16 protein-coding genes are annotated in these 19,051 nt (G+C 73.0%); 6 read left to right on the top strand and 10 right to left on the bottom strand.

The window, feature by feature from the left end:
* Window positions 1–62: 62 nt before the first annotated feature.
* Window positions 63–2,876 (bottom strand): protein kinase, encoded by a 2,814-nt coding sequence (locus ACGF15_RS17200; RefSeq protein ID WP_392799795.1) that lies wholly within the window; start codon window positions 2,874–2,876, stop codon window positions 63–65.
* A 333-nt stretch (window positions 2,877–3,209) separates the two neighbouring features.
* Entirely contained in the window at window positions 3,210–4,916 is a 1,707-nt protein-coding gene (locus ACGF15_RS17195) for a glycerol-3-phosphate dehydrogenase/oxidase (protein WP_362612083.1), read from the bottom strand.
* 228 nt (window positions 4,917–5,144) lie between these two features.
* Between ACGF15_RS17195 and ACGF15_RS17190 the strand changes: the two genes are divergently transcribed.
* Window positions 5,145–6,380, top strand: coding sequence for a nucleotide sugar dehydrogenase (locus tag ACGF15_RS17190; RefSeq protein ID WP_362612085.1), 1,236 nt, complete (start codon window positions 5,145–5,147; stop codon window positions 6,378–6,380).
* A gap of 135 nt (window positions 6,381–6,515) precedes the next feature.
* Entirely contained in the window at window positions 6,516–7,025 is a 510-nt protein-coding gene (locus ACGF15_RS17185) for a hypothetical protein (protein WP_362612087.1), read from the top strand.
* 108 nt (window positions 7,026–7,133) lie between these two features.
* Here the strand turns inward: ACGF15_RS17185 and ACGF15_RS17180 are convergent, their stop codons facing one another.
* The 4 genes from ACGF15_RS17180 to ACGF15_RS17165 form a co-directional block, all read right to left on the bottom strand.
* Window positions 7,134–8,258, bottom strand: coding sequence for a GuaB3 family IMP dehydrogenase-related protein (locus ACGF15_RS17180; RefSeq protein ID WP_256525488.1), 1,125 nt, complete (start codon window positions 8,256–8,258; stop codon window positions 7,134–7,136).
* Between the two features lie 154 nt (window positions 8,259–8,412).
* Window positions 8,413–9,912, bottom strand: a complete 1,500-nt coding sequence (gene guaB / locus ACGF15_RS17175; RefSeq protein ID WP_345614506.1) for an IMP dehydrogenase — start codon at window positions 9,910–9,912, stop codon at window positions 8,413–8,415.
* A gap of 126 nt (window positions 9,913–10,038) precedes the next feature.
* Entirely contained in the window at window positions 10,039–10,626 is a 588-nt protein-coding gene (locus tag ACGF15_RS17170) for a sigma-70 family RNA polymerase sigma factor (RefSeq protein WP_345614505.1), read from the bottom strand.
* A gap of 210 nt (window positions 10,627–10,836) precedes the next feature.
* The gene (locus ACGF15_RS17165; protein WP_003948568.1) at window positions 10,837–11,448 is read right to left on the bottom strand and encodes a response regulator transcription factor; all 612 of its coding nucleotides are present in this window, start codon (window positions 11,446–11,448) and stop codon (window positions 10,837–10,839) included.
* 463 nt (window positions 11,449–11,911) lie between these two features.
* Between ACGF15_RS17165 and ACGF15_RS17160 the strand changes: the two genes are divergently transcribed.
* Window positions 11,912–12,235, top strand: coding sequence for a WhiB family transcriptional regulator (locus ACGF15_RS17160; RefSeq protein WP_256525485.1), 324 nt, complete (start codon window positions 11,912–11,914; stop codon window positions 12,233–12,235).
* A gap of 120 nt (window positions 12,236–12,355) precedes the next feature.
* Here ACGF15_RS17160 and ACGF15_RS17155 read toward each other — a convergent pair whose 3' ends face one another.
* Window positions 12,356–13,246, bottom strand: coding sequence for a LysR family transcriptional regulator (locus ACGF15_RS17155; RefSeq protein ID WP_345614504.1), 891 nt, complete (start codon window positions 13,244–13,246; stop codon window positions 12,356–12,358).
* A 79-nt stretch (window positions 13,247–13,325) separates the two neighbouring features.
* Between ACGF15_RS17155 and ACGF15_RS17150 the strand changes: the two genes are divergently transcribed.
* The 3 genes from ACGF15_RS17150 to ACGF15_RS17140 all read left to right on the top strand — a co-directional run bounded on the left by ACGF15_RS17150 (window position 13,326) and on the right by ACGF15_RS17140 (window position 15,668).
* Window positions 13,326–14,051, top strand: a complete 726-nt coding sequence (locus tag ACGF15_RS17150) for an MOSC domain-containing protein (RefSeq protein WP_392799787.1) — start codon at window positions 13,326–13,328, stop codon at window positions 14,049–14,051.
* A 70-nt stretch (window positions 14,052–14,121) separates the two neighbouring features.
* Window positions 14,122–14,895: an SDR family oxidoreductase gene (locus ACGF15_RS17145; protein WP_345614502.1), complete on the top strand. Its 774-nt coding sequence runs from the start codon at window positions 14,122–14,124 to the stop codon at window positions 14,893–14,895.
* 80 nt (window positions 14,896–14,975) lie between these two features.
* Window positions 14,976–15,668: an ester cyclase gene (locus ACGF15_RS17140; RefSeq protein WP_392799783.1), complete on the top strand. Its 693-nt coding sequence runs from the start codon at window positions 14,976–14,978 to the stop codon at window positions 15,666–15,668.
* A gap of 126 nt (window positions 15,669–15,794) precedes the next feature.
* Here ACGF15_RS17140 and groL read toward each other — a convergent pair whose 3' ends face one another.
* From groL to ACGF15_RS17125, 3 genes are all read right to left on the bottom strand, one after another.
* Window positions 15,795–17,417, bottom strand: coding sequence for a chaperonin GroEL (gene groL, locus ACGF15_RS17135; RefSeq protein WP_256525480.1), 1,623 nt, complete (start codon window positions 17,415–17,417; stop codon window positions 15,795–15,797).
* 94 nt (window positions 17,418–17,511) lie between these two features.
* Window positions 17,512–17,820 carry a co-chaperone GroES gene (gene groES / locus ACGF15_RS17130; RefSeq protein WP_256525479.1) on the bottom strand — a complete coding sequence of 103 codons (309 nt, stop codon included), beginning with the start codon at window positions 17,818–17,820 and terminating at the stop codon, window positions 17,512–17,514.
* 300 nt (window positions 17,821–18,120) lie between these two features.
* Window positions 18,121–19,035, bottom strand: coding sequence for a polysaccharide deacetylase family protein (locus ACGF15_RS17125; RefSeq protein WP_392799779.1), 915 nt, complete (start codon window positions 19,033–19,035; stop codon window positions 18,121–18,123).
* Window positions 19,036–19,051: the final 16 nt, after the last annotated feature.

Raw genomic sequence — 19,051 nt, 5'->3', positions numbered from 1 at the left:
GTCGGCGGGCGGCTCCTTGTGGCGGTATACCGTCCGCGAGGTCTCACGATACGTGCCCCGACTCACTCCTTGGGGCTGAACGTGGCGAACGCCGTGCGGCGCAGGGTCGTGCAGGCCTCGCCGTCCCACTCGCTCGCCTTGCAGGTGATCATGATGGCGTAGCCCCGGCGGGCGTCCACCTTGAAGCCCCTGTTGAGTATCCGTACCCGCTGGCCGTTCTCGTTGCGCTCGAACTCCCAGTCGGCGACGGTCGGGTAGCCGTTGTACTCGACCCGGGTGATGCCGATGTGCCGGTAGCCGTTGCTGGTGGCGCTGACGCCGGCGACGGCGGCGGCCCAGGCGGCGTGCGCGTCGTCCCTGGGGCTGTCGGTGAAGTCGACCTGGACCCGGGGCACTCCCCCGTCCACGCTGAACTTGGCGCCCGAGTTGCGGCCCGCGATGCCGGTGAAGTGGAAATCCCGGGGCATGGCCACGGTGAAGCGGAACTGCTCGTTGGAGACGGCCGCGTACCCCTCGGGCAGCGCCCCGGCTCCGCCGGTGCCGCCGCCCGTGCCGCCGTCGTCCTCGGAGGCGTCGTCGTCGCCGTCCGCCTCGTCCTCGGTGCCGCCGGGTGCGGTGCCGCCCGTGCCGCCGTCCTGGTCGGGCTGCCGGACGCTGCCGGGGTCGGCGGCGCCGTCCGGCTCTCCGCCCGCGGAGCCCTCGGCGCCCGCGGCCGCGGTACCGGCCGAGGCCGTCCCGGTGCCCGTGCCCGGGGTGGAGCCCTTGGCACCGTTGTCGTCCCCGCCGTTGAGGGCGAGCACGAGGACGGTGGACAGCACGGCGAGTGCGGCCACCACAGCGATGATCACCAGTGTGCGGCGGGGCACCACGTCCGTGAGCGGGGCGCGCACCGGCGCGGGGCGCCGTCCGCCCGGGGCGGCGGGCACGGCAGCCCGCTCCCCGGAGGGGCCCTGCTCCGGGGTGCGCTTCTCGGCCGTGGCGGCGGCCGCCGCGTTGCGCACGGAGCGCAGGGCGCCGCGCACCCGGGCCGCGGCGGCAGGGTCCTTGGGCTGGGCGAGGGGACGCGGGGCGGTGGCGGGCGGCGGCGGGGGGGAGGCGGGCAGCGGTATGACCCGGGTCTGCTCGGGCGGGGCGGCGGCGTGGCCGTCGGCCTCCTCCGGGGCGTTCACCACCCGGGTCAGCAGGGCGCGGGCACCGGCGTCGTCGAGCCGCTGGGCGGGGTCCTTGGCGAGCAGGCCGTAGACGACGTCCGTGAGGGGGCCCGCGTTCTTCGGGGGGTCGAGCGGTTCGGTCATCACTGCGGTGAGCGTGGCGATGGCCGACCCCTTGTCGTAGGGCGGGCTGCCCTCGACGGCGGCGTAGAGCAGGCCGCCGAGGGACCAGAGGTCGGCGGCGGGGCCGGGCTTGTGCCCCCGCGCCCGCTCGGGCGAGATGTAGGAGGGGGCGCCGACGAGCATGCCGGTCGAGGTGAGGGAGGGGTCGCCCTCGACCTGCGCGATGCCGAAGTCGGTGAGGACGACGCGGTCGTCCTTGCCGATGAGCACGTTGGAGGGCTTGACGTCCCGGTGCAGGATGCCCTCGCGGTGGGCGGAGCGCAGTACGTCGAGGACGGCGAGTCCGACCTCGGCCGCGCGACGGGGGGTCAGTACGCCGTCCTCGCGGATGACCTCGGCCAGGGACTTGCCCTCGACCAGCTCCATCACGATCCACGGGCGGTCGTCCTCGTCGACCACGTCGAAGACGGTGACGGCGCTGTTGTTGCGGATCCTGGCGATGGCCTTGGCCTCGCGCAGGGTCCGGGTGATGAGGCGGCGCTTCTCCTCCTCGTCGATGGCGTTGGGGAAGCGCAGTTCCTTGACGGCGACCGTCCGGCCGAGGGTCTCGTCCACGGCGCGCCAGACGGTGCCCATGCCGCCGCGGCCGAGGACCCCGCCGAGGCGGTAGCGCCGTGCGAGAAGGCGGCCTTCGGCGGTGGCGGGCGCGCTCGCGCCGCCGGTGGGGAGGGAGCCCGTGGCGCCGCGTGCCGCCGCTTCGGCCCCGGACGCCTCCGCGGCGGGCCGCTTGCCGTGCGCACCCGTGCCCGGCGCGTCCTCGGCGGGGACGTCCCCGGCCGGCACCTCTCCGCCCGGAGCGCCGTCGTCGGACGCGTCCTCGTCGGGCGCGTCCCCGGCGGGCACGCCGGCGGCCGGCCCGTCACCTGCTCCGGGCCCGGCCGGCGCCGCAGCGGACTCCGCCGGGCGGCCCGCCCCGGCCCGCTCGGTCGGGTCCGCGCCGGAAGTACCCTCCGCGGCCGGGTCCTCGGCGGGGGCGGCCCCGCCCGGGGACGTCCCGTGCGCCCGTTCGCCGCCGGGTGCCTCCTCGGCGTCCGCGGCCCCGGGGCCCGGAGCGCTCCCGGCATCGTCCTGTGCGCCCTTGCGCGCGGTGCCGTTCGGCCCGGCCGCGCCCGCGGTGTCCGCCGGGGGGCCCTCTCCGGCCTCGGGCCCGGCGCCGCCCGCGGACGCGCGCCCCGCACCCGGTGCCGGACGGCCTCCGGAACCCTCGGCCGGCGCGGACCCCACCGGCTCCCCGGCATTCCGCGCCTCGTCCACCGCCCGGTCGCTCCGTGTCGCCGTCACGGTACCCACCCCCGACTCGCCCTCAGGAGCCGTCGCGCTCCCGGTGCCCGGCGCACCGGAGACCGCGGCCCCGCTTTTCTCGTCACGCTCCGTGGACACCGCGGACGAGCGCTGTCCGGGGATCGCACCGGCCGGGCCGAAGCCGCTGCCGGGCGCGCCGGACGCACCCTCACCGCCGGCGGATTCCTCACCCCTGCCTGCGGTTTCGGCCGTCACGGCCTCGTTCCGCCGGGACTCCCGCGACTGCTCAGCCTCCGACATGCGTCCCCTCTGCGATCCTGATCTTCGCCCGCGCCGCCCACGCGCGCGAGGCGGGTAACCCGCCCTGGCAGAGCGACCATTGTCCCTCACTCGGGGACCGCACGTGCTCCCGGGGGCCGCCCGGTCCCGGCCTCCTACGCCCCCGCCATGCCGCTACACGGCGTGTCGGCGGCCCTCGCGCTGGTCGGGACGGCGAGGGGCGGGGCGTGCGCCCGCCCAACCCTCCTCACCCCGGGGCGGGTTGGGCGGACGGGAGGAGACGGCGGCCCCGCGGAGGGCGGCGCGGGCGCCCGACGGGAGGTGGAAGCCTGCCCGGGACCCCGGCACAGGCGCTCACAGCGGCACGATGTCCGGCGCCCCCAAGCGTGCCGCGTCGGCGGTGAGGTCGTCGGGCTGGCGCTGCGACTCCCGCTCGGCCTCGACCCGCTTCTCGTAGTGCTCCACCTCCTTGTCGATCTGCTCCGGCCCCCACCCGAGCACCGGGGCCATCAGCCGCGCGCACTCCCGGGCGCAGCGCGTGCCGCGGTCGAAGGTCTCGATGGAGATGCGGGTGCGCCGGGTCAGCACGTCGTCCAGATGGCGGGCGCCCTCGTGCGAGGCGGCGTAGACGACCTCCGCCCGGAGGTAGTCGTCCGCTCCGGTGAGCGGTTCCCCGAGGGAGGGGTCCTCGGCGACCAGGGCGAGCAGTTCCTCCGTCAGGGCGCCGTAGCGGTGGAGGAGATGCTCCACCCGGACGACGTGGAGACCGGTGCGCGCGGCGATCCGGGCCCGGGCGTTCCACACGGCGTGGTAGCCCTCGGCGCCGATGAGCGGGGTGTCCTCGGTGACGCAGGCCGCGACACGCTGGTCCAGGCCGTGGACGGCCGCGTCCACCGCGTCCTTGGCCATCACCCGGTAGGTCGTGTACTTGCCGCCCGCCACGACCACCAGGCCCGGGACGGGATGGGCCACGGTGTGCTCGCGCGAGAGCTTGCTCGTGGCGTCCGACTCACCGGCCAGCAGGGGGCGCAGCCCGGCGTAGACGCCCTGGACGTCGTCGCGGGTGAGAGGCACCGCCAGCACGGAGTTGACCTGCTCCAGCAGGTAGTCGATGTCGGCGCTGGACGCCGCCGGATGGGCCTTGTCCAGATCCCAGTCGGTGTCGGTGGTGCCCACGATCCAGTGACGGCCCCAGGGGATGACGAAGAGCACCGAGGTCTCGGTGCGGAGGATCAGACCGGAGGTGGAGTGGATGCGGTCCTTGGGGACGACCAGGTGGATGCCCTTGGAGGCCCGCACGTGGAACTGCCCGCGCTCGCCGATGAGCGCCTGGGTGTCGTCCGTCCACACGCCCGTCGCGTTGACGACCTGGCGGGCGCGGACCTCGTAGGTGCCGCCGCCCTCGACGTCCTCCACCCGGGCGCCGACGACCCGCTCGCCCTCGCGCAGGAAGCCCACCACGCGCGCCCGGCTGGCGACATGCGCGCCGTAGGAGGCCGCGGTGCGCACGAGGGCGGTGACGAAGCGGGCGTCGTCCGTCTGGGCGTCGTAGTACTGGAGGGCGCCGACCAGGGCGTCGCGGCGCAGCGCGGGCGCGGCCCGCAGCGCACGGCGCCGCGAGAGGTGGCGGTGGAGGGGCAGGCCCCGGCCGCGGCCCGAGGAGACCGACATCGCGTCGTAGAGGGCCACGCCCGAGCCCGCGTACCACCGCTCCCAGCCGCGGTGGCGCAGCGGGTAGAGGAAGGGCACCGGCCTGACGAGGTGCGGGGCGAGGCGGTCCAGCAGCAGCCCGCGCTCCTTCAGCGCCTCCCGGACGAGGGCGAAGTCCAGCATCTCCAGATAGCGCAGACCTCCGTGGATCAGCTTGCTCGAACGGCTTGACGTGCCCGAGGCCCAGTCGCGCGCCTCCACGAGGGCGGTCGACAGACCGCGTGTCGCCGCGTCCAGTGCCGTGCCCGCGCCGACCACGCCCGCACCCACGACCAGGACGTCCAGTTCGTGCTCGGCCATCGCGGCGAGTGCCTCGGCACGCTGGCCGGGTCCCAGTGTCGCTGTCCTCACTGCTGCCTCCCGTCGCCCCCGTCGGTTGCCGCGCTCGGCATCCCACAGTCGATTCTGTCCCCGCTCGCCGGGTTCAGCCACCGCCTGTGGATAACACCCCGTTAGCCACGCGCTCCCAATGCGACAGAACGGTCATATTTACGCCTAGTCTGACATTGCATCCCCCTGTTTCGCCCACAGGGATTGCACAAGGAGTCCCCTCCGGCTATGGGAAGGACGGACCACGCCATGCCCGCAGATCTCGCCGTCATCGGTCTCGGCCACCTCGGTCTCCCCCTCGCCCAGGCCGCCGTCGCCGCCGGGGTGGAGACCGTCGGCTACGACCCGCGGCCGCGCGGCCCGGGGGGCGGCCACCCCGAACCCGCCGCCGGCGTCACCGCAGCCGACGTGCGCCGGATGCTCTCGGCGGGCTTCCGCACCGTGGACGACCCGGCGGAGCTGGGCCGGGTCCGCACCGCCGTCGTCTGCTCCCCCACCCCGCCGGGCCCCGACGGCACCCCCGACCTCACCGCCCTCACCGGCGCCGCCCGGGTCCTGGCCTCCCGGCTGCGCCCGCACACCACGGTCATCCTGGAGTCCGCGGTGCCGCCCGGCACCACGGACGGAGTACTGCGACCGCTCCTGGAGGACGGCTCCGGGCTGCGCGCCGGACGGGACTTCCACCTCGCGCACTCCCCCAGCCGCACCGACCCGGGCACCCGGGACCGCGGCTACGCCACCACCCCCAAGGTCATCGGCGGGCTCACCCCGGCCTGCACGGAGTCCGCGGCCGCGTTCTACGGGCGCCTCACCGACAAGGTGGTCCGCGCCCGCGGGCTGCGCGAGGCGGAGACCGTGAAGGTGCTGGAGACCAACTTCCGGCACGTCAACATCGCCCTGGTCAACGAGATGGCGGTGCTCTGCCACGACCTCGGCATCGACCTCTGGGACGTCATCCGCTGCGCCGAGACCAAGCCCTTCGGCTTCCAGGCGTTCCGTCCCGGACCCGGCGTCGGGGGCCACGGCACCCCCCTCGACCCCGGCCCGGCGCCCGGGCGGGGACTGCGGATGGTGGGTCTGGCCGCCGACATCAACACCCGGATGCCGCGCTATGTCATCCAGCGCTGCGCCACCCTCCTCAACGAGCACGGCAAGTCCGCCCGGGGTGCGCGGGTGCTGCTGCTGGGGGTGACGTACAAGCCCGACCTGGCCGACCTCCAGGGCTCCCCCGCCGCCGAGGTCGCCTGCCGGCTGAGGGACATGGGCGCCCAGGTCAGCTACCACGACCCGCATGTGCCCGACTGGCGGGTGCGGGAGGTCCCCGTCCCGCGGGCGGACTCGCTCTACGAGGCCGCGGCCCGCGCGGACCTGACGGTGCTGCTGCAGAACCACCGCACCTACGACCTGCAGGGACTGGCCGTGAAGGCCCAACTCCTGCTGGACACGCGGGGGGCGACGCCCGTCGGCGCGGCGCACCGGCTGTGACAGCGGCGGGAGGGCGGCGGGACGGCCGCACAACGGTCGGGTAACCGAGAGGCGTGGCGTCCGGGCGGACTGCTAGTGTCCGGACCGCTCGCACGTCCGTGCGACGAACGTCATACCTCCAGGGGGAACTTCCACATGACCCAGCCCGTACCGCCGCCGTCGGGGAACCCGTTCGCCCAGGGTCCGCAGGGCGCCCAGGGTCCGCAGGGCGTTCCGTACGCTCCGCCCCCGCCGCCCGCCCCGGCCCGGGAGAACCTGGGTCTCGGCCTGCTCGTCGCCCTCGCCGCCGCGCTGGTCCTGGCGGGCGCCTACGGCGCGCTCGCCGGCTCCATCGAGCGGGAGGTCGGCTACGCGGCCGTCGCGGTGGGCTTCCTGATCGGCTTCGCCTCGGCCAAGGTGGGCGGCCGGAACCCGGTCCTCCCGATCGCCTCCGCGGTGCTCGCCGTCGGTGCGGTCTACCTCGGGCAGCTGGTCGGCATCGCCGTCGTGGGCAGCAAGGAGCTGTCCGTCCCCTTCCTGGATCTCTTCCTGGAGTTCGACCTGCTGACGAAGGTATGGAGCGAGAGCGCGGAGGCCATGACCTACGTCTTCCTCGGGATCGGCGCGCTCACCGCGTTCGCCGGCGCCCGGAAGGCCAACGCCTGAGGCACCACGGCGCCCGCGCGAGCGGCGCACGGAACGAGGGCCGGGCACCCCCTGCGGGGTGCCCGGCCCTCGGCGTGCGGCCTTCGGCGCTCGGCGCTCGGCGCTCCGTCAGCGACGGTGCTGCGAGTCCGCCACGGTCACCTCGACGCGCTGGAACTCCTTGAGCTCGCTGTAGCCGGTGGTGGCCATCGCCCGGCGCAGCGCCCCGAAGAAGTTCATGGAGCCGTCGGGGCTGTGCGAGGGGCCCGCCAGGACCTCCTCCGTGGTGCCGACGATGCCCAGGTCGACCAGCTTGCCGCGCGGCACGTCCTCGTGGACGGCCTCCATGCCCCAGTGGCGGCCCCTGCCCGGGGCGTCCGTGGCGCGGGCCAGCGGGGAGCCGATCATCACGGCGTCCGCACCGCAGGCCACAGCCTTGGGCAGGTCGCCCGACCAGCCCACACCGCCGTCGGCGATGACATGGACGTACCGGCCGCCGGACTCGTCCATGTAGTCGCGGCGGGCGGCCGCGACGTCGGCCACGGCGGTCGCCATCGGGACCTGGATGCCCAGCACGTTGCGGGTGGTGTGCGCGGCACCGCCGCCGAAGCCGACCAGGACCCCCGCGGCGCCGGTGCGCATCAGGTGGAGCGCGGCCGTGTAGGTGGCGCAGCCGCCGACGATGACGGGCACGTCCAGCTCGTAGATGAACTGCTTGAGGTTGAGCGGTTCGGCCGCCCCCGACACGTGCTCGGCGGAGACCGTGGTGCCGCGGATGACGAAGATGTCCACCCCGGCGTCGACCACGGCCTTGGAGAACTGCGCGGTGCGCTGCGGGGAGAGTGCGGCGGCGGTGACGACACCGGCGTCGCGCACCTCCTTGATCCGCTGCCCGATCAGCTCCTCCTTGATCGGAGCGGCGTAGATCTCCTGGAGGCGGCGGGTGGCCTGCTCCGGGGCCAGCTCCGCGATCTCGTCGAGCAGCGGCTGCGGGTCCTCGTAACGGGTCCACAGGCCCTCGAGGTTCAGTACGCCCAGGCCGCCCATCTCACCGATGCGGATCGCGGTCCGGGGGGAGACGACCGAGTCCATCGGGGCGGCCAGGAACGGCAGGTCGAAGCGGTAGGCGTCGATCTGCCAGGCGATCGAGACCTCCTTCGGGTCCCGCGTGCGGCGACTGGGCACGACGGCGATGTCATCGAACGCGTACGCCCGGCGGCCGCGCTTGCCGCGCCCGATCTCGATCTCAGTCACGTGTGTGGCCTTTCCCTCTACGTCTGGCGCTACCAGTATCCCCGACATGGCGCGGGGCGGCCCCGGCGCCCGGCCACCCGTGGTGTCCGCGCTCCCGGGACCGCCCCTGCGGTGCCGTGCGGTGCGTGCGGGCGCCGGAGCCCCCGCGCCGCGCCTACGTCCTGCTGTAGTTCGGCGCCTCGACCGTCATCTGGATGTCGTGCGGGTGGCTCTCCTTGAGGCCCGCCGAGGTGATCCGGACGAAGCGGCCGTTGTCCTGGAGCTCGGGGACCGTCCGGCCGCCCACGTAGAACATCGACTGGCGCAGGCCTCCGACCAGCTGGTGCACCACCGCGGAGAGCGGTCCGCGGTAGGGGACCTGGCCCTCGATGCCCTCGGGGACCAGCTTCTCGTCCGAGGCGACGCCCTCCTGGAAGTAGCGGTCCTTGGAGAAGGAGCGCTGGTCGCCGCGGGACTGCATGGCGCCGAGGGAGCCCATGCCCCGGTAGGACTTGAACTGCTTGCCGTTGATGAACAGCAGCTCGCCCGGGGACTCCTCGCAGCCGGCGAGCAGCGAGCCGAGCATCACCGTGTCCGCGCCCGCGACGAGCGCCTTGGCGATGTCGCCCGAGTACTGCAGGCCGCCGTCGCCGATGACCGGCACCCCGGCCGACTTGGCGGCCAGTGCCGCCTCGTAGATCGCGGTGACCTGCGGGACGCCGATACCGGCGACCACGCGGGTGGTGCAGATGGAGCCGGGGCCGACGCCGACCTTGATGCCGTCCGCACCCGCGTCGATGAGCGACTGGGCGCCGTCGCGGGTGGCGACGTTGCCGCCGATGACGTCCACGGAGGCGTTGGACTTGATCTTGGCGATCATGTCCCCGACGAGCTTGGAGTGGCCGTGCGCGGTGTCCACGACGATGAAGTCGACACCCGCCTCGATCAGGGCCTGGGCACGCTCGAAGGCGTCGCCCGCGACACCGACCGCCGCGCCGACGAGCAGCCGCCCGTCCTTGTCCTTGGCTGCGTTCGGGTACTTCTCCGCCTTGACGAAGTCCTTGACCGTGATCAGGCCCTTGAGGACGCCCGCGTCGTCGACCAGCGGCAGCTTCTCGATCTTGTGGCGGCGCAGCAGCTCCATCGCGTCCACGCCGGAGATGCCCACCTTGCCGGTGACCAGCGGCATCGGCGTCATGACCTCGCGCACCTGGCGGGAGCGGTCCGATTCGAAGGCCATGTCGCGGTTGGTGACGATGCCGAGCAGCTTGCCCGCCGCGTCGGTGACCGGCACGCCGCTGATGCGGAACTTGGCGCAGAGGCGGTCGGCGTCGGCGAGCGTGGCGTCCGGGTGCACGGTGATCGGGTCGGAGACCATGCCGGACTCGGAGCGCTTGACCAGGTCGACCTGGTTGGCCTGGTCGGCGATGGAGAGGTTGCGGTGCAGCACGCCCGCGCCGCCCTGGCGCGCCATGGCGATGGCCATCCGGGCCTCGGTCACCTTGTCCATGGCGGCGGACAGCAGCGGGATGTTCACCCGCACGTTCTTCGAGAGATACGAGGAGGTGTCGATCTGGTCGGGGGCCATGTCGGAGGCCCCCGGCAGCAGCAGCACATCGTCGTAGGTCAGCCCGAGTGTCGCGAATTTCTCGGGCACTCCGTCGACGTTGGTCATGACACCTTCCCCAATGGCCTTGATCGGTGCGGATGTCCATGCTAACGGGCTCCGCGGCGGTCTCATTCCACGATCAGCGTCGATCACCCGCTTCGTAGCTTCGTACGTGGTGACGGCGCGGACGGTTCACTGCCCCGCGAGCGCCCTCAGACGGCTGAGCGCACGGTGCTGGGCGACCCGGACGGCGCCCGGCGACATCCCGAGCATCTGGCCGGTCTCCTCGGCCGTCAGACCGACGGCGACGCGCAGCACCAGCAGCTCGCGCTGGTTCTCGGGGAGGTTGGCCAGGAGCCGCCGCGCCCACTCCGCGTCGTCGCTGAGCAGGGCACGCTCCTCGGGACCGAGCGAGGTGTCGGGGCGCTCCGGCATCTCGTCGGAGGGGACGGCGGTGGACCCCGGGTGGCGCATCGCGGCCCGCTGGAGGTCGGCGACCTTGTGCGAGGCGATGGCGAAGACGAACGCCTCGAAGGGGCGACCGGTGTCCTTGTAGCGCGGCAGGGCCATCAGCACCGCCACGCAGACCTCCTGCGCGAGGTCGTCGGCGAAGTGACGGGCGTCACCCGGGAGCCGGCTCAACCGGGACCGGCAGAAGCGCAGCGCCAGCGGGTGGACATGCGCGAGCAGGTCGTGCGTGGCCTGCTCGTCGCCGTCGACGGCACTCTGGACGAGCGCTCCGATGGCCCCCCGGGCGCCCGCCGCCTCGTCGTCACGCATCGGTCCATGGTGCCTTGGCGGCGGCGCGTCCGCGGCGGCACGTCCCATGTTGTGCACCGAAGCGTTATGAGCAGGCGCGCCGGAACTCATCTCCTGCGCCCTCCCCTTCCGCTCGACCGAATCGTCCCCGAGGAACTCCACACCTCAAGGATGCGGCATCGCGCGGGAAACGGATGCCCTCGGGCATCCGTCACCCCCGTCGGGACCCTCTCAGCGGACCAGACCCCAGCGGAATCCGAGTGCGACGGCGTGCGCCCGGTCCGATGCGCCGAGCTTCTTGAACAGCCGCCGGGCGTGCGTCTTGACCGTGTCCTCGGAGAGGAAGAGCTCGCGTCCGATCTCGGCGTTGGACCGGCCGTGGCTCATCCCCTCCAGCACCTGGATCTCGCGCGCGGTCAGCGTCGGGGCAGCCCCCATCTCGGCCGAGCGCAGGCGGCGGGGGGCGAGCCGCCAGGTCGGGTCGGCCAGCGCCTGGGTGACCGTGGCACGGAGCTCGGCGCGCGAGGCGTCCTTGTGGAGATAGCCGCGCGCCCCCGCGGCGACCGCGAGCGCCACGCCGTCGAGGTCCTCGGCGACGGTGAGCATGATGATCCGGGCACCGGGGTCCGCCGAGAGCAGGCGGCGCACGGTTTCGACACCCCCCAGACCGGGCATGCGCACGTCCATCAGAATGAGGTCCGAGCGATCCGCACCCCAGCGGCGGAGGACTTCCTCGCCGTTGGCCGCGGTCGTCACACGCTCGACGCCGGGCACGGTCGCGACCGCGCGGCGGAGCGCCTCTCGGGCAAGCGGGGAGTCGTCGCAGACGAGGACGGACGTCATGACTGACCTCCGTGGCTCTCGCAGCTGATGCGCGTCACCTTGAGCCTCCAGGCTGGGTACGTATCTTCACCTGTGCGGTTGAACGCTGTCGGACATGTGCCCGAGAGCTTCTTCTTTCAACCGCCTCTGCACTCTCAACGATGGTCACTCGAAAGAGTTACGGCCGGGACCCGACTCTTCGGCACCCTGCGTGAGCACGCCTCCACAGAGGGAAGCTCCGCAGGTCACCTGGGGTCCCGCGAGAGATAGTGCCCCATTCAGACGGTTTTCTTCCCATTGACTGGTGTCTTTGGCTAGATTCGCAATGAGTCATATTTACATCTACTTACACAGGAGATGTACGGTCGTTGGCACAGCGCGGGACGCTGATCCGGGCAAGCACCGGCCCGTGGCCCCGCCCGCTCCCAGCGGTCCTGTTCCACCCAGGACCTCCACCCAGCACGGTTTCAAGGGGACATGCGCTATGGCAGATTTCTCTCGCCTTCCCGGACCCAACGCCGATCTGTGGGACTGGCAGCTCCTCGCGGCGTGCCGCGGAGTCGACAGCTCTCTCTTCTTCCACCCCGAGGGCGAGCGCGGAGCAGCGCGGAGCGCGCGCGAGAACTCGGCGAAGGAGGTCTGCATGCGGTGCCCGGTGCGGGCCCAGTGCGCCGCGCACGCCCTCGCGGTCCGCGAACCCTACGGAGTGTGGGGCGGGCTGACCGAGGACGAGCGCGAGGAGCTGATGGGGCGCGCACGGCACCGCCTGGTACCGGCGGCCAGCGCGGGCGGCTCGGGCCACGGCTGACGGCGGAAGGCCGCCCACGATCGAAGAAACGTTCCTGCGCCCCCGGCGGGCGGGCGCGGCGTGACCCCGGTGCCGCCCGGGGCGCCGGGCGGGCGCACCCCGGCGCGCGCCCGGCCGGGCTCAGCGCACCGCGGCGAGGGCGAGATGGTCCAGGGTGGCGGCGACGGCGGGCACCTGGGAGAGGTCCGGGAGGGTGAGCGCCACGATCTCCCGGCGCACCGGCGGATCCACGGCGACCGTCCGCACCCCCTGCGGACGCACCGACTCCAGGGCCAGCTCCGGCAGCACCGCCACGCCGAGCCCGGCGCGGACCAGACCGATCACGGCCGGGTAGTCGTCGGTGGCGAAGTCGATCCGGGGGGCGAAGCCCGCGTCCTCGCAGACGTCGACGAGCTGCCTGCGGCAGCGCGGGCACCCGGCGATCCACGGCTCCTCGGCCAGGTCCCCGATGGCCACCGTGCCCGCGCCGGCCAGCCGGTGGCCCTCCGGCACGAGGCCCACCAGCCGGTCGGTCAGCAGCGGCCGGACGGCGAGGTCGTCCCACTCCGCCCCCGCGCCCCCGTACCGGAAGGCCAGGGCCACGTCGCAGTCGCCCTCCCGCAGCATCTCGACGGACCGGGGCGGTTCGGCGTCCACGAGGGAGACCCGGGTGCCGGGGTGGGCGGCACGCAGGGCCGCCAGCGCGGCGGGGACCAGCGTGGAGCTGCCGCTGGGGAAGGACACCAGCCGCACCCGGCCCGCGCGCAGTCCGGCGATGGCGGCGACCTCCTCCTCGGCGGCGGTCAGTCCGGCGAGGATCCCGGCCGCGTGGCGCACCAGCACCTCGCCCGCCTGCGTCAGGCGCATCTCGCGCCCGGTGCGGACCAGCAGCGGCGTGCCGGCGGACGCCTCCAGAGCCTTCATCTGCTGGCTCACCGCGGGCTGGGTGCACCCGAGTTCGCGGGCCGCGGCGGAGAAGGAGCCGGTGGCGGCCACGGCGCGCAGAACGCGGAGATGACGGGCTTCGATCATCCGACCATCATAAGTGGTGCTTGGGGCGACGCGAGGTTGAGCGGCCTTCGCTTTGGGATGCTCGGCTAACGTCTCCGGCATGAAGCTCCTCAGCGTGAACACCGGACGGGCCGAGGCCGTCCCGTACACCACCGCGGCCACGGGAACCACCGGCATCGACAAGCACCCCGCGGACGGTCCGGTCGCGGTGGCGGACCCCGGGCCGCATGGCACCGGCGGCAGCGGGCTGGCCGGGGACTCCATCGGCGACCTGCGCCACCACGGCGGGACCCACCAGGCGGTCTACGCCTTCGCCCGCGAGGACCTGGACGCCTGGGAGCAGCGCCTGGGCCGCCCGCTGCGCAACGGGATCTTCGGGGAGAACCTGACCACCCTCGGCGTGGACGTCAACGGAGCGCTGATCGGCGAGCGGTGGAGGGTGGGCGCCGAACTCGTCCTGGAGGTGACCCGCGGCCGGATCCCCTGCCGCGTCTTCGCCGACCGGCTGGAGGAGAAGGGCTGGGTCAAGCGCTTCACCCGGCAGGGCGAGCCCGGGGCCTATCTGCGGGTGGTCGAGCCGGGGGAGATCCGCGCCGGGGACCCGGTGGAGGTGGTGCACCGGCCCGCCCACGGCATCACGGTGGCGACGGCCTTCCGGGCCGAGACCGTCGAGCGCGGCCTGCTGCCGACGCTCCTCGCCGCGGGCGACGCCCTCCACCCCGAACTGCTCCGCACGGCCCGGGAGTACGCCGCCGGGACCGGCACCGGCGGGGCGGGGGACGGCACGTCCGGCACGGGCGGGGAGGCAGAGGACGCACGAGAATAGGGCGGTGCGCGGCCGGCGGGCGACCAGGCCGGTGCCCTGCACGGCCGCCGGGGGCACTAACGTGCCGCCTATGACGACTGCACTGATCACGGGAGCGACCGCGGGCATCGGCGCCGCCTTCGCACGGCGGCTCGCGGCCGACGGGCACGACCTGGTGCTGGTCGCCCGTGACACCGCGCGCCTGCGGGAGCACGCCACGGAGCTGCACGACGGGCACGGCATCGAGGCCACGGTGCTGACCGCGGACCTCGCCACGGAGGCGGGGATCGCGGCCGTGGAGGAGCGGCTGCGCGACCGCCGGAATCCGGTGGACCTGCTGGTCAACAACGCGGGCTTCGGGAACAAGGGCCGCTTCCTGGACGTGTCCGTCGCCGACGAGCTGACCATGCTCAAGGTGCACTGCGAGGCCGTGCTGCGGCTGACGACGGCGGCGGCGGGAGCCATGCGGGAGCGGGGCCGCGGCGGCGTGGTGAACGTCGCCTCGGTGGCCGCCTTCGTGCCGCGCGGCACCTACGGCGCCTCCAAGGCGTGGGTCGTGCAGTTCACCCAGGGCGCGGCGCGGGACATGGCCGGGTCGGGGGTGCGGCTGATGGCACTGTGCCCGGGGTTCGTGCGGACCGAGTTCCACCAGCGCGCCGGGATGGGCACGGACAACATCCCCGGCTGGATGTGGCTGGACGCCGACAAGCTGGTGGCCGAGGCGCTGGCGGACCTCGCACGGGGCAAGTCGCTGTCGGTGCCCGACCCCCGCTACAAGGCGCTGATGGGCGTGGTGAAGCTGACCCCGCGGAGCCTGCTGGGCGGGCTGACGTCCCGGACGGGCCGGAAGTACGGGCCGCAGTGAGCGCGCGCACCGGGGACCACAGCACCGATATGTGACCTGCGTCACTAGAATGGCGGGTATCCCGACGTCAGGGAGGCGCCATGAAGTTCGTGCAGATCATCGACTACCGGACCGCCGACTTCGACTCCATGAACGCCCTCATGGACCGGTGGGTCGAGCAGACGAAGGGCAAGCGGACCGCCTCGCACGCGGTCATCGGCCGGGACCGCTCGGAGGCGGACCACTACCTGGACATCGTGGAGTTCGACTCCTACCAGGAGGCGATGGAGAACTCCCAGCTGCCCGAGACCGACGCGATGTTCCGGGAGATGGTGGCCCTCTGCGAGGGGATGCCGTCCTTCACCGACCTCGACGTGGTCCGTGAGGAGCAGTCCAACGCCGCGACCGTCCGGCGCTTCTTCCACGAGATCGCCGCGGGCGGGAACCTGGCGGCGATCGACGAGGTGTTCGCGCCGGACTACGTCGACCACGACGTCGCCAACGAGCCGGAGAGCGAGACCGGCGCGGAGGTCGTCCGCCGCGACCTGACCATGTGGCGGGAGGCCTTCGAGTTCACCTTCGACATCGAGCGGCAGGTGGCCGAGGGTGACGAGGTGGCCGTGATGTGGCGGTGGACCGGCCGCCACAAGGGCGACTTCCAGGGGATCCCGGCGACGGGCGAGCAGTGCTCGATGACCGGGACGACCTTCTTCCGCTTCGATGGCGGAAGGATCAAGGAAGGCTGGTTCCACTTCGACCGGCTGAGCCTGATGCAGCAGCTCGGCGCTGCCTGACCGGCCCCGCCGCGACACGGCCCCGCACAGGCGGGCAGGCCCCTGAGCGGACGGCCCCCGCCTGCCCGCGGGTGCGGGCGGGCGGGGGCCGTCCAGGCGGCGGCGCGGGGCGCCGCACGCGGTGCGTCAGTGGCTGTGGCCGTGGCCGTGGCCCGCCTCGGGCTCCTCCTCGGCCGGCTTCTCGACGACCAGGGTCTCGGTCGTGAGCAGCAGGGAGGCGATGGAGGCGGCGTTCTCCAGGGCGGAGCGGGTCACCTTGACCGGGTCGATGACACCGGCCTTGACCAGGTCGCCGTACTCGCCGGTGGCGGCGTTGAAGCCGTTGCCGGCCTCCAGCTCGGCCACCTTGGAGGTGATGACGTAGCCCTCCAGGCCGGCGTTCTCGGCGATCCAGCGCAGCGGCTCGACGGCGGCGCGGCGGACGACGGCGACGCCGGTGGCCTCGTCGCCCTCCTTGCCCAGGTTGCCGTCCAGCACCTTGACGGCGTGGACCAGCGCGGAGCCGCCACCGGAGACGATGCCCTCCTCGACCGCGGCGCGGGTCGCGGAGATGGCGTCCTCCAGACGGTGCTTCTTCTCCTTCAGCTCCACCTCGGTGGCGGCGCCGACCTTGATCACGCACACGCCGCCGGCCAGCTTCGCGAGGCGCTCCTGGAGCTTCTCGCGGTCCCAGTCGGAGTCCGTGGCCTCGATCTCGGCCTTGATCTGGTTGACGCGGCCGGCCACGTCGGCCGAGTTGCCGCCGCCGTCGACGATCGTGGTGTCGTCCTTGGTGACGGTGACGCGGCGGGCGGTGCCGAGCACGTCCAGACCGGCCTGGTCGAGCTTGAGGCCGACCTCCTCGGCGATGACGGTCGCACCGGTGAGGGTGGCCATGTCGCCGAGCATCGCCTTGCGGCGGTCGCCGAAGCCGGGGGCCTTGACGGCCACGGCGTTGAAGGTGCCGCGGATCTTGTTGACGACCAGGGTCGACAGGGCCTCGCCCTCGACGTCCTCGGCGATGATCAGCAGCGGCTTGGAGGCACCGGCCTGGATGACCTTCTCCAGCAGCGGCAGCAGGTCCTGGATGGAGGAGATCTTGCCCTGGTGGATCAGGATGTACGGGTCGTCGAGGACGGCCTCCATACGCTCCTGGTCGGAGACCATGTACGGGGACAGGTAGCCCTTGTCGAAGGCCATGCCCTCGGTGAAGTCCAGCTCCAGACCGAAGGTGTTGGACTCCTCGACGGTGATGACGCCGTCCTTGCCGACCTTGTCCATCGCCTCGGCGATCAGCTCGCCGACCTGCTGGTCCTGCGCGGAGAGCGCGGCCACGGCGGCGATGTCGGCCTTGTCGTCGATCGGACGGGCGGTGGCCAGCAGGTCCTCGGAGACGGCCTTGACGGCGGCGTCGATGCCCTTCTTCAGGGCGGCCGGGGAGGCGCCGGCGGCGACGTTGCGCAGGCCCTCGCGCACCAGCGCCTGGGCCAGCACGGTGGCGGTGGTCGTACCGTCACCCGCGATGTCGTTGGTCTTGGTCGCCACCTCCTTCACCAGCTGGGCGCCGAGGTTCTCGTACGGGTCCTCGACCTCGACCTCGCGGGCGATGGTCACACCGTCGTTGGTGATGGTGGGCGCGCCGAACTTCTTGTCGATGACGACGTTGCGGCCGCGGGGGCCGATGGTCACCTTGACGGTGTCGGCGAGCTTGTTGACGCCGCGCTCAAGGGCGCGACGGGCGTCCTCGTCGAACTTCAGGATCTTCGCCATGGAGCTTCTCAAGTCCTCTCGAAAACGAACCGCGCCCCTCGCCGCCCGGCTTCAGCGGGGTGACCAGGGGCGCGGCTCGAAGCAAATCGGTGAATTACTTCTCGACGATCGCGAGCACGTCGCGGGCCGAGAGGACGAGGTACTCCTCGCCGCTGTACTTCACTTCGGTGCCGCCGTACTTGCTGTAGAGCACGACATCGCCGACGGTCACGTCGAGCGGAAGACGCTCGCCGTTCTCGAAGCGGCCCGGGCCGACGGCCAGGACGACGCCCTCCTGGGGCTTCTCCTTGGCGGTGTCCGGAATGACCAGGCCAGAGGCCGTGGTCTGCTCGGCGTCGAGCGGCTGGACCACGATGCGGTCCTCGAGCGGCTTGATGGCAACCTTGGAGCTGGTGGTCGTCACGATCCGACCTCCCCCTTCGGAGATCTCACGGGGTCAACTGATCTGAGGTGGCGACCAGGTGGATCCGTCGTCGCGGGTGCCGGACCTGCCCGTCGCTGTGTTGGCACTCTCCAGTGGTGAGTGCCAGGAGCGAGACTATGACTGCGATTAGCACTCGGTCAAGCGGAGTGCCAATCCACGCGGTGGCGTCGCGCGGTTCCGGCGGTCGGGGACGCGGGTGCCCCCGACCGGAAACCCGGTCGGGGGCACCCGCGTCCCGCGCGCGGCGTACCGCCGGTCCCCGGCCGGGGACCGGCGGGATCAGACGTAGTCCTCCAGCCTGGCCACGGCGTAGCCCTTCTCCGTGACCGTGCGCATGACCCGGCGGACCATGTCCGCCATGGAGCCCTTCCACTCGTCCTCGCCCCGGAAGTGGGTGAGGATGATGTCACCCGGATGGAGGTCCCGGTCCCACTCGCGCCACTCCATGCGGTCCGGGAACGCCTCGGCCGCCCACAGCGGGACGGCCTCGATCCCGCAGGACTTCGCGACCCTGAGGGTGTCGCCGTTGTAGTTCCCGTAGGGCGGGCGGAAGAGTCTCGGGCGGGTGCCGAAGCGCTTCTCCATGCGGTCCTGCTGGCCGCAGATCTCGTGCTCCTGCCGGGCGCGGGAGAGACCGGGCAGATAGCGGTGGTTGAGGGTGTGGTTGTGCAGCGCGGCCCCGGAGTCGCGCATCTTCCCGAAGTAGCCGTAGTCGTCGCTGATCACGTAGTCGCTGAGGAAGGCGCTGTACGGGATCCCGAGTTCGGACATCATCCGGAGCAGTTCCGGGTCCTTCTCGGCCCCGTCGTCGATCGTCAGGAAGACGATCTTCTCCTTGGTGGGGACGGTCGTGAAGACCGGTGGCAGCGCGTCGCCCCCGGCCACCTCGAAGCCCTCGCGGGTGGTGATCTCGGGCTTCTCGGCGGGAGGGGGCGGGGCGGCCAGCGGGGTGCGCTCCAGCCCCCACTTCCTGGCCGCCGCCGCGCGGACGGCCTGGGTGCGGCGGACCTTCTCCGCGTAGGCCTCGAGCGCGCCCGAGGCGCCCCCGGAGGCGCTCTCCCCGGCCTTCCGCTCGGCCCCTGCGGCCGCGGGCGGGTTCCCTTCACGGGGGCCGGAGGGCTCCTCCGCCGCGCACGCGGCGAGTGCCGTGACGACGAGGGCGGCGAGCACGGCACGCGCCCGATGCCCCCTCATTTTTTCCTTTTGTCGT

It is taken from the genome of Streptomyces sp. NPDC048001 (genome assembly GCF_043203115.1).
GTDB lineage: Bacteria > Actinomycetota > Actinomycetes > Streptomycetales > Streptomycetaceae > Streptomyces > Streptomyces sanyensis.
The sequence above is the reverse complement of the archived record's forward strand: the minus strand, read 5'-3'. Positions and strand labels throughout refer to the sequence as shown.

What these genes read in the sequence shown, in the direction of transcription:
- ACGF15_RS17140 (WP_392799783.1), top strand. Translation starts at nt 14,976, where the DNA reads ATGAAGTTCGTGCAGATCATCGACTACCGGACCGCCGACTTCGACTCC.
- groL (WP_256525480.1), bottom strand. Translation starts at nt 17,417, where the DNA reads ATGGCGAAGATCCTGAAGTTCGACGAGGACGCCCGTCGCGCCCTTGAG.
- ACGF15_RS17160 (WP_256525485.1), top strand. Translation starts at nt 11,912, where the DNA reads ATGGCAGATTTCTCTCGCCTTCCCGGACCCAACGCCGATCTGTGGGAC.
- ACGF15_RS17165 (WP_003948568.1), bottom strand. Translation starts at nt 11,448, where the DNA reads ATGACGTCCGTCCTCGTCTGCGACGACTCCCCGCTTGCCCGAGAGGCG.
- ACGF15_RS17185 (WP_362612087.1), top strand. Translation starts at nt 6,516, where the DNA reads ATGACCCAGCCCGTACCGCCGCCGTCGGGGAACCCGTTCGCCCAGGGT.
- ACGF15_RS17145 (WP_345614502.1), top strand. Translation starts at nt 14,122, where the DNA reads ATGACGACTGCACTGATCACGGGAGCGACCGCGGGCATCGGCGCCGCC.
- ACGF15_RS17200 (WP_392799795.1), bottom strand. Translation starts at nt 2,876, where the DNA reads ATGTCGGAGGCTGAGCAGTCGCGGGAGTCCCGGCGGAACGAGGCCGTG.
- ACGF15_RS17155 (WP_345614504.1), bottom strand. Translation starts at nt 13,246, where the DNA reads ATGATCGAAGCCCGTCATCTCCGCGTTCTGCGCGCCGTGGCCGCCACC.
- ACGF15_RS17170 (WP_345614505.1), bottom strand. Translation starts at nt 10,626, where the DNA reads ATGCGTGACGACGAGGCGGCGGGCGCCCGGGGGGCCATCGGAGCGCTC.
- guaB (WP_345614506.1), bottom strand. Translation starts at nt 9,912, where the DNA reads ATGACCAACGTCGACGGAGTGCCCGAGAAATTCGCGACACTCGGGCTG.
- ACGF15_RS17190 (WP_362612085.1), top strand. Translation starts at nt 5,145, where the DNA reads ATGCCCGCAGATCTCGCCGTCATCGGTCTCGGCCACCTCGGTCTCCCC.
- ACGF15_RS17150 (WP_392799787.1), top strand. Translation starts at nt 13,326, where the DNA reads ATGAAGCTCCTCAGCGTGAACACCGGACGGGCCGAGGCCGTCCCGTAC.
- ACGF15_RS17125 (WP_392799779.1), bottom strand. Translation starts at nt 19,035, where the DNA reads ATGAGGGGGCATCGGGCGCGTGCCGTGCTCGCCGCCCTCGTCGTCACG.